Source organism: Sphingobium nicotianae (assembly GCF_018603885.1).
GTDB lineage: Bacteria > Pseudomonadota > Alphaproteobacteria > Sphingomonadales > Sphingomonadaceae > Sphingobium > Sphingobium nicotianae.
In genome coordinates, this window is record NZ_JAHGAW010000010.1 from 76353 (window position 1) to 95308 (window position 18956).

Genomic DNA, 18956 nt, shown 5'->3' on the forward strand with positions numbered 1-18956 from the left:
CATCCCGCAAAGCAGAGTCCCGTGCCTGTGATGATCCGCTAATGCGCATCTGGCTTCCCATGTTTGCTTGGACGACGAAATCCACCGGATTGGCGAATGTATATTCGCACGGCAATCCGCCGCGTCGCCTGAATGCGGTTGGGCGGATGCCCGCCGACATATGCGCGGCCTTCGCCCACACTTCATATCCGGGAGCCAGCATGTTAACGATCATCGTTCAAAATAGCTGAATTTCAAGCTTTTACGGTTTCGAGACATTGTTTCGATGTTACCGATAACTATAATATTCCAATACTCTTTGCTTGTTTGATCCGCTCGCCCATCATGATCGTGTCGGCGGCGTCTCAGGGAGAAGGGTCCGGCTTTTCCGCGCCGCGACGTGCTCGTTGCAGGGACTATCATCACTATTCTCGGGCCTATACCAGAAGCCGAAAACAGTATCCTCGTGCCCGCGATTATATCATCACCGTGGGCAGCCGCCCATTGACTGGAAATCCATCAGAAGATACCGGTAACAGACGAGCGGAGATACGAATGCCCGGTCCAGGGCACCAACACGCTCGTTTCGGAGGAGAGGAAATTCACATGGCTCATGATAGCCTCAAGCATTTTTTCCGCGTGTCGAGCGCCGCGATCGCGCTGGCCACTGTCGTTCACGCCGCACCCGCGGTGGCGCAGCAAGGCGACGCCGCACCGGCCGGGGATGCCGCGAGCGACGCCGCGGACAGGGACATCATCGTTACCGGCTCGCGCCTTGGCCGCACGGGCTATGACGCGCCGACGCCGGTGAACGTGGTCGGCGCCGAGCGCATGAACAATCTCGCCATCTCCAACGTGGCCGACGCGCTCAATCAGATCCCGTCCTTCCGCGCGATGAGCACGCCACAGATGAACAGCTTCCGCATCTCCGGCAATATCGGCGCCCGCACGCTGGACTTGCGCGGCCTGGGCGCGACGCGCACTCTGACCCTCGTCGACGGCCGCCGCTTCGTGGCGAGCGCCGACAATGGCACGGTCGACGTCAACTCCATCCCCTCGATCCTGGTGCAGCGCGCCGAGGTCGTGACGGGCGGCGCCTCCGCGGCCTATGGTGCGGACGCTGTCGCGGGCGTCGTCAACCTGATCCTCGACAGCAAGCTGAACGGCATCAAGGCCGACATGAATTCCGGCATCAGCCAGCGTGGCGACGCCCGGACTTTCTACGCGGGGCTCGCCGGCGGCACCGATTTCGCCGGTGGACGCGGCCATGTGATCGCCGGCATCGAATATTCGCGCGAATGGGGGATGGGTGCATGCGAGGTGCGCAGTTGGTGCGCCAAATATACCAACTATGTGCCCAATCCCGGCTACAACACCACCACCAAGACAAGCACCAATGGCCTGCCCGCTACTCTCGTGCTGGATCATGTCCGGTTCCTGTATAACGAGAACGGTATTCTCTCCGGCGCGACCAAGCCCAACGGAACGGGCGGCACGACCACGCTCGGCCAGCAGGTGCTCAATGTCGGCGCGACATCGCTGCCCAATGCGCTGCGCAACAAGCAATTCGATTCCAACGGCAATCTGGTCGACTATCAGATCGGCAGCCTGCTGAGCGGCCTGTTCCAGCAGAAGGAATTCGATTCCACTCAGCCCTATCTCGTCGGCCTGAGCCCGACCACGCTGATGGTGCCGACCCGGCACGTGTCGAGCATGGTCCACGCCAATTACGACCTGACCGACACGATCCAGCTCTCGGGCGAGTTCATGTATGCCCATGTGGTGGGCGGTCCGGCGGTGTCGACCCCCCCGCTGGACGGCCCGGCGACGATCGACATCAACAATCCCTATATCTCGGCTGCGACCCGCGCGACCATCCTGGCGGCCGACCCGGCCATCACCAAGCTGCTGGTCAATCACAGCGCCGTGACCAGCGTGGGCCCGAGCAACGTCGCGACGACGACCATCGACACCTATCGCGCCGCGATCGGCCTCAAGGGCGAGATCGGCACGGGCTGGAACTGGGATATTTACTACACCTATGGCCGGGTCAAATCGCGCATCGACGACGTCAACAACCGCCTGAAGGAATGGAACAACGCGATCGACGCGGTGCGTGTGACCGGAGCGAATGTCGGCACGTCCGGCCTTGCGATCGGCAGCATCGTCTGCCGCACGACGCTGACCGCACCCGCCAATGGCTGCATTCCGATCAACCTGTTCGGCCCCGGCGGGGTCAGCCAGGCGGCCGCCGCGCGCTACATGGTGCCCGAGTGGCAGACCCGCACCTACCAGCAGCATGTCGTGGCGCTGAACCTGCGCGGTTCGCCGTTCAGCACATGGGCAGGCGAGGTCAAGGTGGCGATCGGCGGCGAATATCGGCGTGACACGGCGGTCGGCTATACCGATGCCAACACGCTCGCCGGCAACTTCATCAGTGCGCAGACGACGGCGCTCCCGTTCACCAAGACGACGGTGGCCGAGGGCTATTTCGAAGCCGGTGTGCCGCTGCTCAAGGATTCGGCACTCGGCAAGTCGCTCGATGTCGACGGCGCGATCCGCTTCAGCCATTATGAGCCGTTCGGCGACGCGACCACCTGGAAGGTCGGCCTCGTCTATACGCCGGTATCGGAGCTAACCTTCCGCGTGACGCGCTCGCGCGACGTACGCGCGCCCACGGCACAGGAATCGAGCCCCAACTCGACGACGATCCAGCTGCCGCTGCCCGATCCCTTCGTGGGCGGCAACACCAACCAGTTCGTCGTGACGGGCGGCAACCCGAACCTTCATCTGGAGCGGGCCAACACGTTCACCGCTGGCATCGTCTTCCGTCCGAGCTTCATCCGGGGGCTGAACCTGTCGGTCGACTATTACGACATCAAAGTTGACGGCGCGATCGACTCCCTGACCGGCCCGGCGATCACCACGGCGTGCAAGAACCAGAACCTGCTTTGCAACCTCATCCAGTTCAACCCGAACGGATCGGTCAACACGATCTTCTCGAACTTCCAGAACCTCAGCCAGTTGCATGCCGAGGGTCTGGAGCTGGTGGCGGATTATCGGTTCCCCGCTTTTGGCGGCGACATCGACCTCCAGCTCAATGCCAACTATGTGATCGACCTCAAGACGATCGGCGCGACGGGCCTCGTGACGCAGCTGGACAACTGGACCGGCAACAACGGCTCGGTGACCAACATCCAGGGCGTTCCGGCCTACAAGATCGACGGGATCATGACCTACTCGATCGGCGACTGGGCGTTCACCTGGCACCACCGCTATGTGCCCAAGGGCATCCTCGATCCGACAAAGATCGCGCCGGGTGATGCAGGCTATGACATCAACAATCCGAACAGCGTGAACATCAACTATGTCAGTGCGCGCTACTATCTCGACTTCGCCGCCAAGGTGAAGATCGCCGATACCCGCATGGGCGGTGCGTTCGAGGTCTATGGCAACATCAACAACGTGTTCGACAAGGGCCAGCCCGCGCAGCTGCGCCTGATCGGCAATGCCCTGCATTTCGACTCGATCGGCCGCGCCTTCAAGATCGGCATCCGAGCGACTTTCTAAGATTCTCTCCGGAGGGGCCTCTTCCTTGGCCTGTGGATGGAAAAACCCGTCGACGATCTCGTCGGCGGGTTTTTTTGTCGGTCTTCCCCGTCGCGAAGGAAAGGCGTCTCCTTGCCCTCGCGCTCAGCCTGCCCCCGCTCTTTCATAAGCGCTGCCGTGAAACTCCCGCACCTCGCGGCGCACGACGAACGGCGTGAGCCTGGGCGCGACGGTGTGGACGAAATCGAGCAGGAACTGGCGGAGATAAGTGTTGGGCCGCAGCGAGACCTTGATCGTGCTGGATGGTAGCAAATGGCTGACGTCGCGCACCGCGATCTCCGTATCGCGGTCCCTGTCATAAGTGATCGCCGCGAGAATGCCGATGCCGAGGCCCATGCCGACATAGGTCTTGCAGACATCGGCATCGATGCCGCTCATCACGATCTTGGGCTCCAGCCCCGCGTCGGCGAATACTTTCAGAACTTTCCAGCGACCGGAATAGCGGGCGTCATAGGTGATGATCGGATATTTGACGATCTCCTCCAGTGTCAGCTCGGGCACGGCCAGGATCGGATGGTCGATCGGCGCGACGATGCAGCGCTGCAAGTCCATGCAGGGGAGCTGAACGAGGTTCGGGAAGGTCCGCGTGGTCTCGGTGCCGATCGAGATGTCAGCCAGGCCGGCCTCGACCAGCGCGCAGATTTCCTCCGGGTCGCCCTGCTTCATCACCAGCTTCACGTCCGGGTAACGCGGGATGAACTGCTCGATCACCTTGGGCAGCACGTAGCGCGCCTGGGTGTGGGTGGTGGCGATAGTGAAGACGCCGCGATTGCCCGAGTGCATATCCTCCTTCAGCGTCTTGAGCGCAGCGACGTCGGTGCCGATGCGCTGGCCGATGTCGAAGACGATCTGACCCGGCTCGGTAAGGCCGATGATGCGGTTGCGGGTGCGCAGGAATATCTCGAAGCCCAGTTCCTGCTCGAGCAGCTGGATCTGGCGGCTGACCCCGGGCTGTGAGGTGTTCAGTGCCTCCGCCGCGGCGGAGAGATGGTTTCCCTGACGCACGATCTCGACCACGTAGCGCAACTGCTGAAGTTTCACCTGCCCTCTCCACCATGCGTTTGAGCCATGCCAGCATGCCGTAATATTTCGTGCGTGCATAGCGAGATTGGCTAATTTGGCCGGCGCGTACACGGCGCAGGCGGCACTAGGTCTTGACGCCGGCGCATCCCGATACGCGCAAATCCGATGCGGCGCGCAGCAGGGCGCCCAGGCAGACAGAGGGGATTTCATGCCGCAGGCCGAAGGCACAAGCTGGGACGTGATCGTGGTCGGCGGCGGAAACGCGGCGCTGTGCGGGGCAATCAACGCTGCTAATATGGGCGCGAACGTCCTGGTGCTCGAGCGCTCGCCGATCGAGGAGCGCGGCGGCAACACCGCTTACACGGACGGCCTGATGCGCACCGTCTATGAAGGCGCCGACGACATCCGCGCCTATTGCCCCGACCTCACCGACGACGAGGTCGCGGTCAGCGATTTCGGCGCCTATACCGAAGCCGATTTCTTCGACGATATGGCGCGGATCACGCAATATCGCACCGATCCCGACCTGTGCGAAATCCTCGTCACGCGCAGCAAAGAGACGATTCTGTGGATGCGCGACCAGGGCGTCCGCTTCTTCCCCAATTTCGGGCGGCAGGCCTATCGTGTGAACGGACGCTTCAAATTCTGGGGCGGCGCGACAATCGCGGTGCAGGCCGGCGGGCCGGGTCTGGTCGAGGCGCTGTATCGCGCGGCCGAGAAGCGCGGCATCACGGTCCGCTACGATAGCTGGGTGCGCGATCTGGTCTATGAGGACGGCGCGGTCAAAGGCGTCGTCGTCGCGCGGCCGGAAGGCGGCGACGAAACGATCCGCGCGCCCGCGATCGTGCTCGCCTGCGGCGGGTTCGAGGGCAATGCCGAGATGCGCGCGCGCTATCTCGGGCCGGGCTGGGATCTCGCGAAAGTGCGCGGCTCCAAATATAATACCGGCGACGGCCTCTCCATGGCGCTCAAGATCGGCGCCAAGCCGTTCGGCCACTGGTCCGGCTGCCACGCCGTCTCCTGGGAACGCTACGCCTCCGACTTCGGCGATCTCGCCATTACGCCGCAATATCAGCGACATAGCTACCCGCTCTGCGTGATGGTCAACACCGCCGGCAAGCGCTTCGTCGACGAGGGTGCCGACTTCCGCAACTATACCTACGCCAAATATGGCCATGCCGTGCTGCAGCAGCCGGGCCAGGTCGCCTGGCAGATCTATGACAGCAAGGTCGTCCATCTGCTGCGCGACGAATATCGCACCCGCAACGTCACCAAGATCAGCGCCAACACGCTGGAGGAACTGGCCGACAAGCTGGACGAGATCGACAAGACGCAGCTGCTCGCGACGATCGCCGAGTTCAACGCATCGGTGAAGGCCGACGCCGCGTTCGATCCCAACATCAAGGATGGCCGCAGCGCCACCAGCAACGGCGTGGTGCGCAGCAACTGGGCCAACACGATCGATACCGGCCCGTTCGAGGCCTATGCCGTGACCTGCGGCGTCACCTTCACCTTCGGCGGGCTGCGCATCTCGACCGAGGGCGAGGCGATCGACGTCAATGACCGCGTCATCCCCGGCCTGTTCATCGCCGGCGAGATGGTCGGCGGCATCTTCTACTTCAATTATCCGGGCGCGAGCGGCCTCACCAGCGGCGCAGTCTTCGGCCGTCTCGCGGGCGGCAGCGCCGCCGCCTACGCGCAGGCCCACGTACCGCAACCAGCCACCGCGGCCTGACCCTTTTCCAAGTCATTCATCAGAAAGCCTGACCCATGAACGCTCCTGTCGAGATAGACCTCCCCAATACCACCCGCGAGGTCGCCGAGTTTGGCGCTGGCCTCAGTTTCAAGGACTTGCCAGCCGATCTGCTCACGAATGCGAAGCAGTGCATCCGCGACAGCCTCGGCTGCGGCGTCTATGGGGCGCCCCAGCCCTGGACCCTGTCGGTCGCGCGTGTCGTCGACTTTCTCGGCCAGTCACCCAAGGCCAGCGCCTGGGGCATGAAGATCAAGGCCGATCCGCTCGGCGCGGCCTTAATCAACGGCACGGCGGCGCAGGGCTTCGAGCTGGACGACTGCCACGATCAGTCCATGTCGCATTATGGCGCGGGCGTGGTGCCGGCCGTGCTCGCCTCGGCCGAGGGCTTCGGCACGTTCAGCGGGCAGGACATCATCCTCGCGACGGTCGCCGGTTACGAGATCGGGACGCGCATCGGCAACACGGTGAGCCCGAGCGCCTTCCATCGCGGCTTCCATCCCTGCGGCCTCACCAGCACCTTCGCCTCCGCTGCGGCGATCGCCAAGATGCTCAGTCTCGACGCCGACCAATATGTGAGCGCGCTCGGCCTCGCCGGCAGCCAGGCGGCGGGCCTGATGGCGGCGCAGTTCGGCGCGATGGCCAAGCGCTTCCACTCGGGCAAAGCGGCGCAGAACGGCATCATCGCCGCGCTCTGCGCCCGCGAGGGGCTGACCGGCGTGCGCAACGTGCTGGAGGCGCCCTATGGCGGCTTCTGCTCGACCTATTCCGAAACATACGACCTCAATTGGGCGACCGATGGCCTCGGCAGCGAATGGGAGATGCGCAAGAACGGCTTCAAGCAATATTCATCGCTCGCCAGCAGCCAGACCTCGGTCGACGCGCTGCGCGGCATCCGTAAGCGCGACGGCATCAAGGGCGAGGATGTCGCCAAGGTGCGCATCGGCGCGACCAACATGGTCTATGTCCACTGCGGCTGGCCCTATGTGCCCAATGGCGAGACGATCACCGCGCAGATGAACCTGCCTTTCACCGCGGCGGTGACCCTGCTGGAGGGCAATGCCTTCGTCGACCAATATGTCGATTCAAAGCTTTACGACCCGACGATCATCGATCTTGCCAACCGCATCGAAGTCTATGTCGATCCCGAGCTGGACGCAGGCGGGCCGCACGAGATGCGCGCCGTGCGCGTCGAGGTGACGATGAAGAATGGCGACGTCCACACATGGGAGCAGACCTATCGCTCAGGCCATTGGGCGAACCCGATTCCCGAGGACGAGCTCGCCGCCAAGTTCCGCGATCTCGCCTCGCGCGTGATCACCGACGAGGCGGTCAAGGGCATCGAGGACGTGATCGCCAATCTCGAGAACGAACCGGAGCCGGCGCCCAAGCTCGGCAAGCTGCTGCAGCAGGTGCGCTGAGCATGGCCCGGACATTGGCCGAGACCTTCGCCGATTTCGCGGCGACCTTCCCCGGCGCGCAGATGCCGGCGGAGGTCCGCGCGGCGGCGCACTGGCATATCGTGGACTCGATCGGCGTCTCGATCGCCGGCGCCAATCCGCAGGAGGAGAGCGGCAAGGCGGCCGCCAAGCTGATCCCCGGCTGGTCGGACCCCACGGGCGCGAGCCTGCTCGGCCTCGGCGCCCGGGCCAGGCCGGAGCTGGCGGCGATGCTCAACGGCTCGCTGGCGCAGGCGCTGGAGATGGACGACAAGCATGGCTCCTCGCTCGCCCGCCCAGGCTCGACGGTGATCCCGGCGGTGCTGGCAGCGGCGGAAGCCGGCAACGCCACGATCGCACAGGCGATCGACGCCACGGTGATCGGCTATGAAGTGATGATCCGCCTCGGCTTCGTCGCCGGCCCGCGCTTCCTGGAGCGCGGCTATCATACCAGTTCGCTGATCGGCTCCTTCGGGGTCGCGGCCGCCATCGGACGGTATCGCGGAGCCAGCGCGGCCACCATCGTCGACGCGATGGGGATCAGCGGCACCTTCGCCTCGGGCATCCAGGAATCGACCCGCACCGGCTCGACCTCCAAGATCCTGCACGGCGGCTGGGGCGCGCATGCCGGGATGCTGGCGACCGATCTGGCGCAGGCCGGCATCACCGGCCCGGCGAGCGTGTTCGAGGGCAAGTTCGGCTTCTTCGAGACGCATCTGACGCCGATCAGCGGCGCCCTCGACTTCACCGGCCCGGCAACCGGGCTGGGCGAACGCTGGTATCTTCCGGAGACGGCCTACAAGCCCTACCCCTGCTGCCAGCTGCTCCATGCCTTCGTCGTCGCGGCGCGCCAGATCCTCGCCGATTTCGCCAGCGACGGAACCAGTATCGACGACATCATAGCGATCCATTGCGAACTGGCCGAGCCGGGCCTGACCCTGGTCACCGAGCCGCGTGAGCGCAAGAAGGCGCCGCAAACGCCGCACGAGGCGCGCTTCAGCCTGTTCTTCGGCGTGGCGGCGGCCTTCGTCGACGGCGATGTCGGGCTGGAGACCTTCCTGCCCGCGCGCCTCGCCGATCCGGCGATCCTGAAGCTCGCCGCCGTCACCGAGGCGGCGGAAGACCCGCTCAGCGACTATCCGGCCCACTGCCCGGCCCGCCTCACCGTGACGGCGAAGGGCAAGACCTATTTCGCGCATATCCCCTATCATCCCGGCTCGCCAGAGGCGGCGCTCACCCGCGACGACGTCCTCGACAAGTTCGCGCGCAATACGCGCTGGCTGCTGGGCAACGAGGCCCGCGCGATCGGCGAGCGGATGGGCGGGATGCCGGAAAGCGCGAAGCTGGCCGATCTGCTCGCCTGCGTATCACCGGACGCGGCGCTGCGGAAAGCCTCGTGAGCGACGCCTTCGCATTCGACCGTCTCTTCATCGGCGGCGAGTGGATGACGTCGGCGTCGGGCGGCGCGATCGCCACGATCGACCCTTCGACCGAAGAGGTCTGGACCGCTGTGGCCACCGCCGATGCCGCTGACGTCGACCGCGCGGTCGCGGCGGCGCGGGCGGCGATGGACGGTGCCTGGGGCCGGCGCACCAGCCCGAGCCAGCGCGGCGCGCTCCTGGCCAGGCTTGCCGACCTGGTGCGCCGCGACGCCAGGGCGCTCGCAGAGATCGAGAGCCGCGACAATGGCAAACCGCTCAAGGACACGCTGGGCGAGGTGCAGCGCGCGGCCGACTGGCTGACCTTCTTCGGCGGTGCGGCCGACAAGCTCAATGGCGAGCAGATCCCCTATTCGGTCGATGCGCTGGCCTATACGCGCCATGAGCCGGTCGGCGTGGTCGCGGCGATCCTGCCGTGGAACTCGCCCATCTCGCTCGCGAGCTGGAAGCTCGGCCCGGGCCTCGCGGCGGGCAATGCGATGATCCTCAAGCCCTCCGAATATACGCCGGCGAGCATGGTCGCGCTGGCGCGGCTGGTGGAGGAGGCGGGCTTTCCGGCCGGCGTCGTCAACGTGCTGCCGGGAGACGGATCGGTTGGCGCGCTGCTCGCCGCGCATCCCGGCGTCGACAAGATGTCCTTCACCGGATCGCAGGCGACCGCGACGCGGATCATGCAGAGCGCCGCCGCCAGCCTCAAGCGCTGCAGCTTCGAGTGCGGCGGCAAGTCGCCCTTCATCGTCTTCGCCGACGCCGATGTCGGCAAGGCGATGGCGATCGCGCTGCAGAGCGCGTTCCGCTCGACCGGGCAATCCTGCTCCGCCGCCTCCCGCATCTTCGTCGAGCGGCCGATCTATGAGGCGTTCGCACGCGAGCTGGCCGAGCGGGCGCAGCGCATCCGCGTCGGCTCGCCGTTCGATCCCGCCAGCCATATCGGCCCGCAGACCTCCGCCCAGCAGCTCGCCAAGACGACCGACTATATCGCGATCGGGCTGGAGGGCGGATCGCGACTGCTGGCGGGCGGCAAGCGGCCCGCGCATCTGGAGCGCGGCTATTATGTCGAGCCGACCGTCTTCGCCGACACCGACAATCGCTCGCGCCTCGCCCAGGAGGAGATTTTCGGCCCGGTGACGGCCGTCATGCCCTTCGACGACGAGGAAGAGGCGATCGCGCTCGCCAACGACACCAATTACGGCCTGGTCGGGGGCCTGTGGACCGCCGATGTCGGCCGCGCCCACCGCGTCGCCGCACGGATCGAGTCCGGGCTGGTGTCGGTCAACACGTTCCGGCCGGTCCATTACATGCTGCCTTATGGCGGCTACAAGATGAGCGGCATCGGACGCGAGAACGGCTTCGACGCGATGAAGGCGTTCACCGAGGTGAAGACGGTGGTGGTTGATCTCTCGACGGCGCCGGTGGCCGATCCCTTCCCGCTCTAAACTTCGTCATTCCAGCGTTCGCGGGAATGACGGGGCGGGCGGCCCGGAAGATTAGGCTTCCCACCGGCCCGCTTCCGGATCAAGGCAGTCGGGACGGGAACAGGGGCGCAGCATGAACAGCGAAGTGCAATATTATGTCTGCGCCGTCATCGCGGTCGTCCTGTCCGGACTCGGAAAAGGCGGCTTCTCCGGCGTCGGCGCGCTGGCGATGCCGATCCTCGCGCTCGGCATCGATCCGGTGCGCGCAGCCGCCATCCTCCTCCCCATCCTCATCGCGCAGGATGCGGTCAGCGTCTGGGCCTTCCGCCACGACTGGGACAAATGGATCGTCGGCGTGATGCTGCCCGGCGTCATCATCGGCATCGTGCTCGGCTATGTCTTCGCCGCAAAGGTATCGGAGGGTGCCGTGCTCGGCATGGTTGGCGGCATCTCCGTGTTGTTCGGCCTGCAGCGGCTGTGGATCGAGCGCGGCGCATCGATTGTGCTGCCGTCCGACTCTTCCGGCTGGGTCGGCGCCTTGTTCGGCGTCGCGGCAGGCTTCACGAGCCAGATCGCCCATGCCGGCTCGCCGCCCTTCCAGATGTTCGTGCTGCCGCGCCGGCTGCCGCGCGACACACTGGTCGGCACCACCGCCGTCACCTTCGCGCTCATGAACTGGCTGAAGGTGCCGGCTTATTACGCGCTCGGCCAGTTCACCCGCGCCAACCTGATCGCCACCGCCCTGCTCATCCCCGTCGCGCTGATCTCGACGCTCGCCGGCGTGAAGCTGGTCCGCCGCGTCGATCCGGCGCGCTTCTACACGCTGATCTATGTGCTGATGGTGCTGCTCGGCCTCAAGCTGGTGGCCGACGCGATCTTCTAGAGGCGGCTCATTTCAGCCCGAGCAGCGTCTTCAGCGCCTTGCCGGGTACCAGCTTGAAGTTCTGATTGTCCGGCGCGTTGTCGCCGTCCTGGACGATCAGAAATCCCTTCTCGAATGGAGCACTGAAATTGCCCGGCGCGAACTCCAGGCCATCCGTGTCGGTCACGCCGTCGACCGGGCCCGATCCGGTGACGCGGAAGCGGCGGACATAGCGGCCGCTCTCCAGATCATAGGCGACATAGGCATTGTCGTTCTGGCTGGAGGCGAGCAGCAGCCCGCCGCGCGCGCCCTGGGGAATGATGGTGACACCTTCGATGTCCGGGATCAGGCGCACACCGTCGACGGCCGCGAACATGGTGGGCGGCGCCTTGCTGTCGGGCGCGGCGTCGATCCGCCAGATCGCCCGTCTTTCCTCGCCGACATAGAGCAGGCCAGTGCGATCATCGACGACGCAGCCCTCGGTCCGGCTGCCGAGCTTGACATCGCGCACGAGGGTGGCGCTCGGCGCCGATCCGGACAGGTCGAGCGCATATTGCCGGACATCGCCATTGTTGAAGGCGATGAAGGCGAAGACCCGATCGGCCGCGTAGCGCCACAGGCAGAAACCATAGACGTCGCCCACGCCGTCGCTGGCGACGGGGACATGGGCGAGGTGGCGCAGGCCAGCAGGCGACGCTTCAAGGGCATAGAGCGCGATCTTGCCATGGGGATCGTCGCTGCGATCGGTCGCGGCGACGAGCACGGCCTCGCGACCGCCGATCAGCACGTCGGCGCGCAGATCGACATTGTTGACGCGGCCTGCGGGCGCCGAAGCGACCAGCTTGCCGGACAGGTCATAGACGTTGAGGCCCCAGCTCTTGTCGGTGCCGACGATAAGGCTCTTGGCCGGATCGGCCGGATTGCGCCACACGGCCGGATCGTCCGCCGAGTCACCCGGCGAGGCGACCGGCGCGGTTTCGCGCACCGCCGGAATCGTGGCAGTCTCCACCGGTTGTGCCCCTGACGGCATCGCCGCGAACAGGCCGAGGATGGAGGCAAGCATCGAAACAGGATGGAGGCTCATTTGCCGACCTTGCTCTTCCAGGAGGAAACGCCGTTGACCAGCTCGTCGGCCCGCAAGGCGACGGGATTGTAAAGCGCGCGGCCGCGAATATCGATCACGTTGAAGGTCAGCATGGGCACTCGCCCGGTCATGTCGAAATCGATGATGCCGGCATTGTTGACGTTGAGCAGCGGCGGCCGGATGAGCCGGTCCGGCAGCATCTGCGCGATGCGCTGCTCGGCGGCTTCGCGCGTATCGGACAACATCTGGGCGAGCGCGGAGCTCACCAGATCGTAGAGATCATAACCGCCCTGTTCGGACCAGGGCGCGCAGGCGACATAGGGATAATGGGTGTCGCCCGAGAGCAGCACGACGCCATTGATCTTCCGATCCCGGATGAAATCGAAGAGCCGGGTGCGCTCATGCTGATAGGCGGCCCAGCTGTCGCCGCCCGGCCCCTTCAAGCGCGACCAGCCACTGCCGCAGGCAAGCACCTTGAACGGCGCGCGGCTGGCAAGCAGGCGCTGCTGCAGCCACTCGAACTGGCCCTTGCCGAGAAACTCCTTCTGCGGCGTGTCCTCGTCCGCATCGGGTGCGCGATGATAGCGATCGTCGAGGAAGATGAAGTCCACGCCGCCATAGCTATAGTCGAAAAAGACGCCCGGCGTGCCCGGCAGGCCGGCGCTCGGGTTCGCCCAGAACTGCCGGAAGACCTCCAGCGCTTGCGCACGGATGGGGTTGGTCCGGTCCGAATTGTCGAGGCCGAAATCATGATCGTCCCAGATGGCGAGCTGCGGCACGGTGCGCCCGATCGGCTGGAAGGCGGGCACGAAGCGCTGGCGCTGGTACTCGGAGACGAGCGCCGCCGGGGTCGTGGAGTCGCCGTAGATATTGTCGCCGAGCCAGAAGAAGAGGTCCGGTTCGTATTTCGCAATGGCGCGCCAGATCGGCTGCTCCGCCTCGTTCTGGATGCGCGCGCAGGAGCCGAAGGCGACGCGGAAGCGCGACGGCGATGCCGGCGCGGTGCGCACGCGCTGAGGCGGCGTGTCGCGCAGATATTTGTCCTGCTTGCCGTTGGAGAGAACGCGATAATGATAGGTGGTGCCCGGCTGCAGCCCCTCGATGCGGATGACCAGCGTATAATTGTCCTGCGCTCGTGCGCGCTGAGGCGGTGTGCGCTTCCAGGGACCGGCGACCGGGTCGGCCGTATATTCGACCACCGCATCGAAATAGTCGCCGCTCAACTGCATCCAGATGGGCACGCTGGTTTGTGAGACCGCGCCGACCATCGGCCCGAGCAGAAGACGCGGTGTGCCTTCCGGATTGGTCTCGGCCCAGAGCGGCAGAGGCGTGAACGCCGCCGCGGTGGCGGTTGCGAGAAAGGTGCGGCGGGAATTTCTCATGGTTCTGCTCGATGGATGGAGGGATGCCGGCGCGCTCTCCGCGATGCGACGTGTCGGGCGCCGGACAGGAGGGAGACCTGTCCGGCGCCGTCTGCTTCACCAGGTCTTCGAGATGCCGAGGCGGAATTCCCGGCCGTAGGTCTCATAGCTGGAGACGAAAAAGCGATCATGGTTGCGATAGTTGAGCGCTGCCTGATTGTTCAGGTTCGAGCCGGTCAGCGAAAGCCGGAAGCCATTGAAGGTGTAGCTGACCTGCGCATCCACCGTCTTGCGCGGCGAGCGGTAGTTGTCGAGATCCGGGTTGGCCCCGAACGAACTGCCGGTCGCATCTCCCTGGAAGGAATAGGCCACGCGCGCCGAGAAGCCGCCGCGCTCATAATAGAGCTGGACGTTATAGATGCGGTCGGCCTGGTTGAAGAACGGCACATGTTTGTTGGCTCGGCCCGGAATGTCGATCTCGACATCGGATTCGATGAACGCGGCGTTCGCATAGATGCCCAAGCCGTTGAACGGCGCGGGCAGCTCGACCAGATCCTTCTGCAGGCTGAGCTCAATACCGCGAATATAACCCGGCCCGGCATTGGCGACGGTTTCCTCCACGAAGGAGTCGTATTTCACGCCCTCGAAGACATGATCGCGATAGTCGTTGACGATGCTGTACACCGCATTGTCCACGCGTTTGTAGAAACCGCCGATCGTCACCGAGCCGGAACGATCGGGGAAATAATAATCGAGCGAGGCGTCAAAGTTGAGCGCCTTGTATGGCTCCAGATTGGGATTGCCGATCTCGACCGAGCCGTCGAGGCTCACGACGTTGTTGGCGGCATCGTAGGATTCGCTCACCACGATCGTCGAGATGGGCGCGAGATCGGTATAATCGGGGCGGCCGATGTTGGTCGTGACCGATCCGCGCAGCAGCCAGTTCTTCGCCAGCTCCCATCGTGCCACCACGGCCGGCAAGACGTTGGTGTAGCTGTGCGATTGCGAGAGATCGATGATGTCGCTGGTCTTGAACGGCACTTCCTTCAGGCGCGACCGGCCGGCGGGAATGCCGGGGTTGGAGGTAACCGACGCCACGAAGCCCTGCGCCGATATGTCCGAGTCCGTTTTCTCGACGCGCGCGCCCGCGATCAAACTGAACGAGGGCGTGATGTGCAGATCGCCCATCAGATAACCCGCGTAGATATTTTCCTTCAGATGATAGTCGTTCTCGATCGAGTTCGACGCGGCGCCCACTGCATCATAGGTGAAATAGTCCGGATGCGCGGCGAAGAAGGCTTCATAGCCGTCGCGGCTCGGCGCCAGCAGGTTGAGGCCACCCACCGGAACATAGGACTCGCCACGGCCCTCCTCGAACCGGGCATAGAGACCGGGAAATCCGGCCAGCGTCGTCTTGGGTCCCGTAAACTGGTAGCGATAATCGGTGTCGTCCACCGACTTGTCGCGCAGGATGAACTTGAAGCCGGTGCGCAGTTCCAGGTCGCGGTCACCGAGATTGCCGTCCCACTTCAGATCCGCGTTGCCGGTATAGGTCTTCTCCCGGACGTAGGAAGTGACGCCGCGCAGACGATAGATCGTGTTGAAGGCGGGATCGGTATAGGTCAGGCCGTTGGAGAGCGCGGTGTTGAAGCCCGTCGGATGGGCGAGACCGCGATTGTCCAGCACGAAGGTGATCGCCGGCGCCTCGGTGGGCAGCGCGCCCTGCGTATCGGTGATCGCCTCGAAATAGCGCTGATAGGGGTTGATCTCCTTGGCGGTGGTGTAGTTGAGATCGCCCGTCAGGGTCCAGCGCTCGCCGAAACGATGCTCGCCGCCAATGACGAGTTGCTGCACCGGCCGCTGCTGCACTTCGGAACGGGTCTCCATCTGCGCACGATAGCCGGCATAACCGAACTCCGTGGCCGATGTCGGGTTCACGATCGGGCGGCGGACCGCGGGCGCCGCAACCGCCCTGCCCTGGAGACCGCGCAGCGTGATCTGCGGCCGGGTGCGGTCGTCATTATATTGCGTGAAGAAATAGCGAACCCACGCCCTGGTGTCCTCGTCCGGCCGATATTCGAAGTTGGCCGAGCCGCCATAGCGCTCCTTCTGGCCGATGGATTGGGCCATCACCACGCTGGTCGGAAAATAATATTTGGCGCCATAGGCCGGCGACGTCACCGGCGAGGAGGTCGTGTAGCTCTGCGAGGTATATTGCTTGAACCAATATTCGCCGCTCACGAAGATGGCGAACTGGTCGTTGGCACCGAACTTGGTGCCGAACGCCAGATTGCCGGACCAGATGCGGTTGTCCTTGCCGAAATCGTTATAGCCCGCTTCCGCGCTGAGATTGAGATAGGTATTCTTGTAGTCGAAGCCGCTGGGCGTCACGATGTTGATCGTGCCGCCGATCGACTGGCCGTCCATGTAGGGAAGCGTCACCTTGTGGATCTCGACACGAGACAAGGCACTCGAACTCAACACGTCGAGCGGCGCGGCGCGGCCCGATTCCCCGTCCGTGTCCGAGACGGCGATGGTCTGGCCGTTCATCGTCACATTGTTGAGGATGGGATCGACGCCCCGGATCGACACGTAGCGGCCTTCGCCCTGATCACGGATGAGATAGACGGAATCCAGCCGCCGCAATGCCTCGGCAATGTTGGTGTCGGGGAGCTTGCCGACATCGTCCGCAGACAGCACGTCGACCAGATTGTCGGCCTTGCGAGCAACCTCGCGCGCAGTGGCCAGGCCTTCGCGAAAACCGGTCACCACGATCTCGTCGCCGGAGGGCGTCCCGCCATCGTCCTGCGTTGCGTCCGAGCTTCTTTCGTTGCGGACGAGGACGAGGGCGCCGCGACCGGTCTCGGTCACGCGCAGGCCGGTCCCGGCGGCGAGACGCCGCGCAGCCTCGGCGGGCGTGAACTTGCCGCGCAGGCGCGCGCTGGTGCGCCCGGCCACGGTCTCGACCGGGAAGGCGATGTTGACGCCCGCCTGCCGCCCGAGCTCGTTGAGCGCGGCGCCGAGATCCTGCGCGGGAATGTTGAAGTCGACCATCTGCCGCCCGGCGGCGGCCATTTCCTGCGCGTCGGCCGGTGACACCAACACCAGCGAAGATGCAAGAATAGTGGCGCCCAAAAGGGCGTGACGAAGCACGGTCATGTGGTCCCCCTGAAGATTGTCGATGCCGGCCGCCGCCTGTGCTGGACCGTTCGACAGGCAGGATGCGTCGGCGGGGCGAAACCACTAACGGCGGATCAAAATTTTTTCTCAGGTCCGGGTGAGGCGGACGCGCTCCGAGTCGACATGAACCGAGACGCCGTAAATCTGCTTCAGCGCCCTCAGAAAGTCGGCAGGATCGGTGGCGGAAAAGCGGCCGCCCAGCCGGATCCGGCGCAACGAGGCATCGTCGATCTCGATCGGATGCTGCAGATAGCGGTTATATTCCGCCAGGGCATCTTCCAGGCTTTCGCCGTTGAAGTGTAGCTGGCCCTGCTGCCAGGCGGAGACGGCACCGGCCTCGACCGGCGATATGGCCGACACGGCGGTCGGCGCGCCGACTGCGACCCGCGCCTTGCGCAGCGTCGCGACCCGCACGATCGCGTTCGAAGCGGGTGTCCTGAGCTGCGCTTCGCCTTCCAGCACCGAGAGCTCGACCTCCTGCGGCCGTGATCGCGCATTCAGCCGCCCGCCCGCCGCCAGGTCGATCTGCGACTGCTCGCAATTGAGCGTGCAAGGCGCACTTCCGGGCTGGCGCTCCAGCATCATCTCGCCGCGCAGCAGATCGATCTCATAGCCCTTGTCGCGCTGGCGCCAGGTGACGTGGCTGTCGGTATTGAGCTCGATGGCGATGCCGCTGGCGATCACGATGCGGCGTCGCTCGCCGACGGCCGTCTCGGCATCATGGGCCGCTGCGGCGAATGTCCAGCCCAGGCCGCCAAGTGCCACCGCGACGACGCCCGCCGCGCCGAGCGCCAGAAACCGCCTGCGATTCGCTGTAGTTGGAACAGGTTCCTGCTTGGCCGGGGCCGTCTTGTCGGCCAGCCTCGTCTCGCGCAGGGAATCGAGATCCCGCCCGATCTGCGACACGCGGATGAAGGCCAGCGCGTGCGCGGGATCGCTGGAGCGCCATTGCTCGAAGGCTTGGCGATCGACCGGGCCGCAGTCGATCGCTGCCAGCCAGTCGGCTGCTTCCGCGTCAATCCGATCCTGTTTGCTCGCCACGCTACTCATCACTGCCGGTCCCATATATCGCCGAAAGATACATGGCACGGCCAAAACCGCTATCTGGATTATGTCGAGCCGGCGACGTGCACCTAGGCGTGCAGTTCCGCGTCGGTCGAATCATTCGGCGCGCAGGTCCCTTCGGGCGATCGCCCACCGATCGATCTGGGTGTTTGCGATGCGCGCTGCCAGGCCATCAGCTGCTGCATGCCGCGCGCGAGATGCGTTTCGACGGTCGAGATGCTGATGCCCAGGATCAGCGCGATCTCGCGTGGCGGGCGCTCCTCGAACTTGCGCATCCGCACCACGCGCTGGCAGGCCGGTGGCAGGCGCTCGACATCCGCGAGAAGGTCCAGCAATGCCTCGCGCGCCGCCACCGTCTCGAAGACGCCGGGCGCCTCATCGCGCACCTCGGCCAGGCTGAGCGCCGGAATATCCGTGATCGAGACGACCTGATCGCGCCGCACGCGCTGGAGCACCAGATTGCGGATCATGGTCACCGTGTAGGAGCGCGGCTCGCGAATCGTCGCCCAATTGTCCATCTGCAGCAGTTTCAGATAGGCTTCCTGCACCAGATCGAACGCTTCCTCCGGATTGCGGGACCAACGCCGCGCCTGCCGCAGATAATGCGCCTCGTGCGGCAGAACCTGCATCGAGAACCAAATATCGATCGGACGAGACCAGCTCACAATTTTCCCCAAGGTGTCGGGGAGGGCGACTATCGGTCTGGCTTGACGCTTTTGTGACGGCTCAGCGCGGAGCCTGGCCCGG

Annotated in this window: 12 protein-coding genes; 6 read left to right on the forward strand and 6 right to left on the reverse strand. The window is 64.9% G+C overall.

Going from position 1 to position 18956, the window contains the following annotated elements:
- Positions 1-585 precede the first annotated feature (585 nt).
- Entirely contained in the window at positions 586-3549 is a 2964-nt protein-coding gene (locus tag KK488_RS15270) for a TonB-dependent receptor plug domain-containing protein (RefSeq protein WP_250890503.1), read from the forward strand.
- Positions 3550-3672: 123 nt separating this feature from the next.
- Here the strand turns inward: KK488_RS15270 and KK488_RS15275 are convergent, their stop codons facing one another.
- Positions 3673-4629, reverse strand: a complete 957-nt coding sequence (locus KK488_RS15275; protein WP_214624568.1) for a LysR substrate-binding domain-containing protein — start codon at positions 4627-4629, stop codon at positions 3673-3675.
- Positions 4630-4819: 190 nt separating this feature from the next.
- Here KK488_RS15275 and tcuA point away from each other — a divergent pair, with 190 nt between their 5' ends.
- The 5 genes from tcuA (at position 4820) to KK488_RS15300 (ending at position 11540) form a co-directional block, all read left to right on the forward strand.
- Positions 4820-6346: an FAD-dependent tricarballylate dehydrogenase TcuA gene (gene tcuA / locus KK488_RS15280; RefSeq protein ID WP_214624569.1), complete on the forward strand. Its 1527-nt coding sequence runs from the start codon at positions 4820-4822 to the stop codon at positions 6344-6346.
- A 35-nt stretch (positions 6347-6381) separates the two neighbouring features.
- Positions 6382-7785 carry an MmgE/PrpD family protein gene (locus tag KK488_RS15285; protein ID WP_214624570.1) on the forward strand — a complete coding sequence of 468 codons (1404 nt, stop codon included), beginning with the start codon at positions 6382-6384 and terminating at the stop codon, positions 7783-7785.
- 2 nt (positions 7786-7787) lie between these two features.
- Positions 7788-9203 (forward strand): MmgE/PrpD family protein, encoded by a 1416-nt coding sequence (locus KK488_RS15290; RefSeq protein WP_214624571.1) that lies wholly within the window; start codon positions 7788-7790, stop codon positions 9201-9203.
- A complete protein-coding gene (locus KK488_RS15295) occupies positions 9200-10678 on the forward strand; it encodes an aldehyde dehydrogenase family protein (RefSeq protein WP_349356904.1) in 1479 nt (492 codons plus the stop codon). The genes KK488_RS15290 and KK488_RS15295 overlap by 4 nt, the downstream gene beginning before the upstream one ends.
- Positions 10679-10790: 112 nt before the next feature.
- Positions 10791-11540 (forward strand): sulfite exporter TauE/SafE family protein, encoded by a 750-nt coding sequence (locus KK488_RS15300; protein WP_214624572.1) that lies wholly within the window; start codon positions 10791-10793, stop codon positions 11538-11540.
- Positions 11541-11547: 7 nt separating this feature from the next.
- On the opposite strand, the gene KK488_RS15305 is transcribed toward KK488_RS15300, so the two are convergent.
- The 5 genes from KK488_RS15305 to KK488_RS15325 all read right to left on the reverse strand — a co-directional run bounded on the left by KK488_RS15305 (position 11548) and on the right by KK488_RS15325 (position 18838).
- The gene (locus tag KK488_RS15305) at positions 11548-12603 is read right to left on the reverse strand and encodes a phytase (protein ID WP_214624573.1); all 1056 of its coding nucleotides are present in this window, start codon (positions 12601-12603) and stop codon (positions 11548-11550) included.
- Complete coding sequence (locus KK488_RS15310) at positions 12600-13985, reverse strand: alkaline phosphatase D family protein (protein ID WP_214624574.1); 1386 nt, start codon at positions 13983-13985, stop codon at positions 12600-12602. Before KK488_RS15310 ends, KK488_RS15305 begins: the two co-directional genes overlap by 4 nt.
- Before the next feature lie 96 nt (positions 13986-14081).
- Positions 14082-17123, reverse strand: coding sequence for a TonB-dependent receptor (locus tag KK488_RS15315; protein WP_214624575.1), 3042 nt, complete (start codon positions 17121-17123; stop codon positions 14082-14084).
- A gap of 108 nt (positions 17124-17231) precedes the next feature.
- Entirely contained in the window at positions 17232-18185 is a 954-nt protein-coding gene (locus KK488_RS15320; protein ID WP_214624576.1) for a FecR family protein, read from the reverse strand.
- A gap of 92 nt (positions 18186-18277) precedes the next feature.
- Complete coding sequence (locus KK488_RS15325; RefSeq protein ID WP_214624577.1) at positions 18278-18838, reverse strand: RNA polymerase sigma factor; 561 nt, start codon at positions 18836-18838, stop codon at positions 18278-18280.
- Positions 18839-18956: the final 118 nt, after the last annotated feature.

Coding starts and splice junctions, on each gene's coding strand:
- KK488_RS15270 (WP_250890503.1), top strand. CDS start 586: ATGGCTCATGATAGCCTCAAGCATTTTTTCCGCGTGTCGAGCGCCGCG.
- tcuA (WP_214624569.1), top strand. CDS start 4,820: ATGCCGCAGGCCGAAGGCACAAGCTGGGACGTGATCGTGGTCGGCGGC.
- KK488_RS15285 (WP_214624570.1), top strand. CDS start 6,382: ATGAACGCTCCTGTCGAGATAGACCTCCCCAATACCACCCGCGAGGTC.
- KK488_RS15290 (WP_214624571.1), top strand. CDS start 7,788: ATGGCCCGGACATTGGCCGAGACCTTCGCCGATTTCGCGGCGACCTTC.
- KK488_RS15300 (WP_214624572.1), top strand. CDS start 10,791: ATGAACAGCGAAGTGCAATATTATGTCTGCGCCGTCATCGCGGTCGTC.
- KK488_RS15305 (WP_214624573.1), bottom strand. CDS start 12,603: ATGAGCCTCCATCCTGTTTCGATGCTTGCCTCCATCCTCGGCCTGTTC.
- KK488_RS15310 (WP_214624574.1), bottom strand. CDS start 13,985: ATGAGAAATTCCCGCCGCACCTTTCTCGCAACCGCCACCGCGGCGGCG.
- KK488_RS15315 (WP_214624575.1), bottom strand. CDS start 17,123: ATGACCGTGCTTCGTCACGCCCTTTTGGGCGCCACTATTCTTGCATCT.
- KK488_RS15325 (WP_214624577.1), bottom strand. CDS start 18,838: ATGCAGGTTCTGCCGCACGAGGCGCATTATCTGCGGCAGGCGCGGCGT.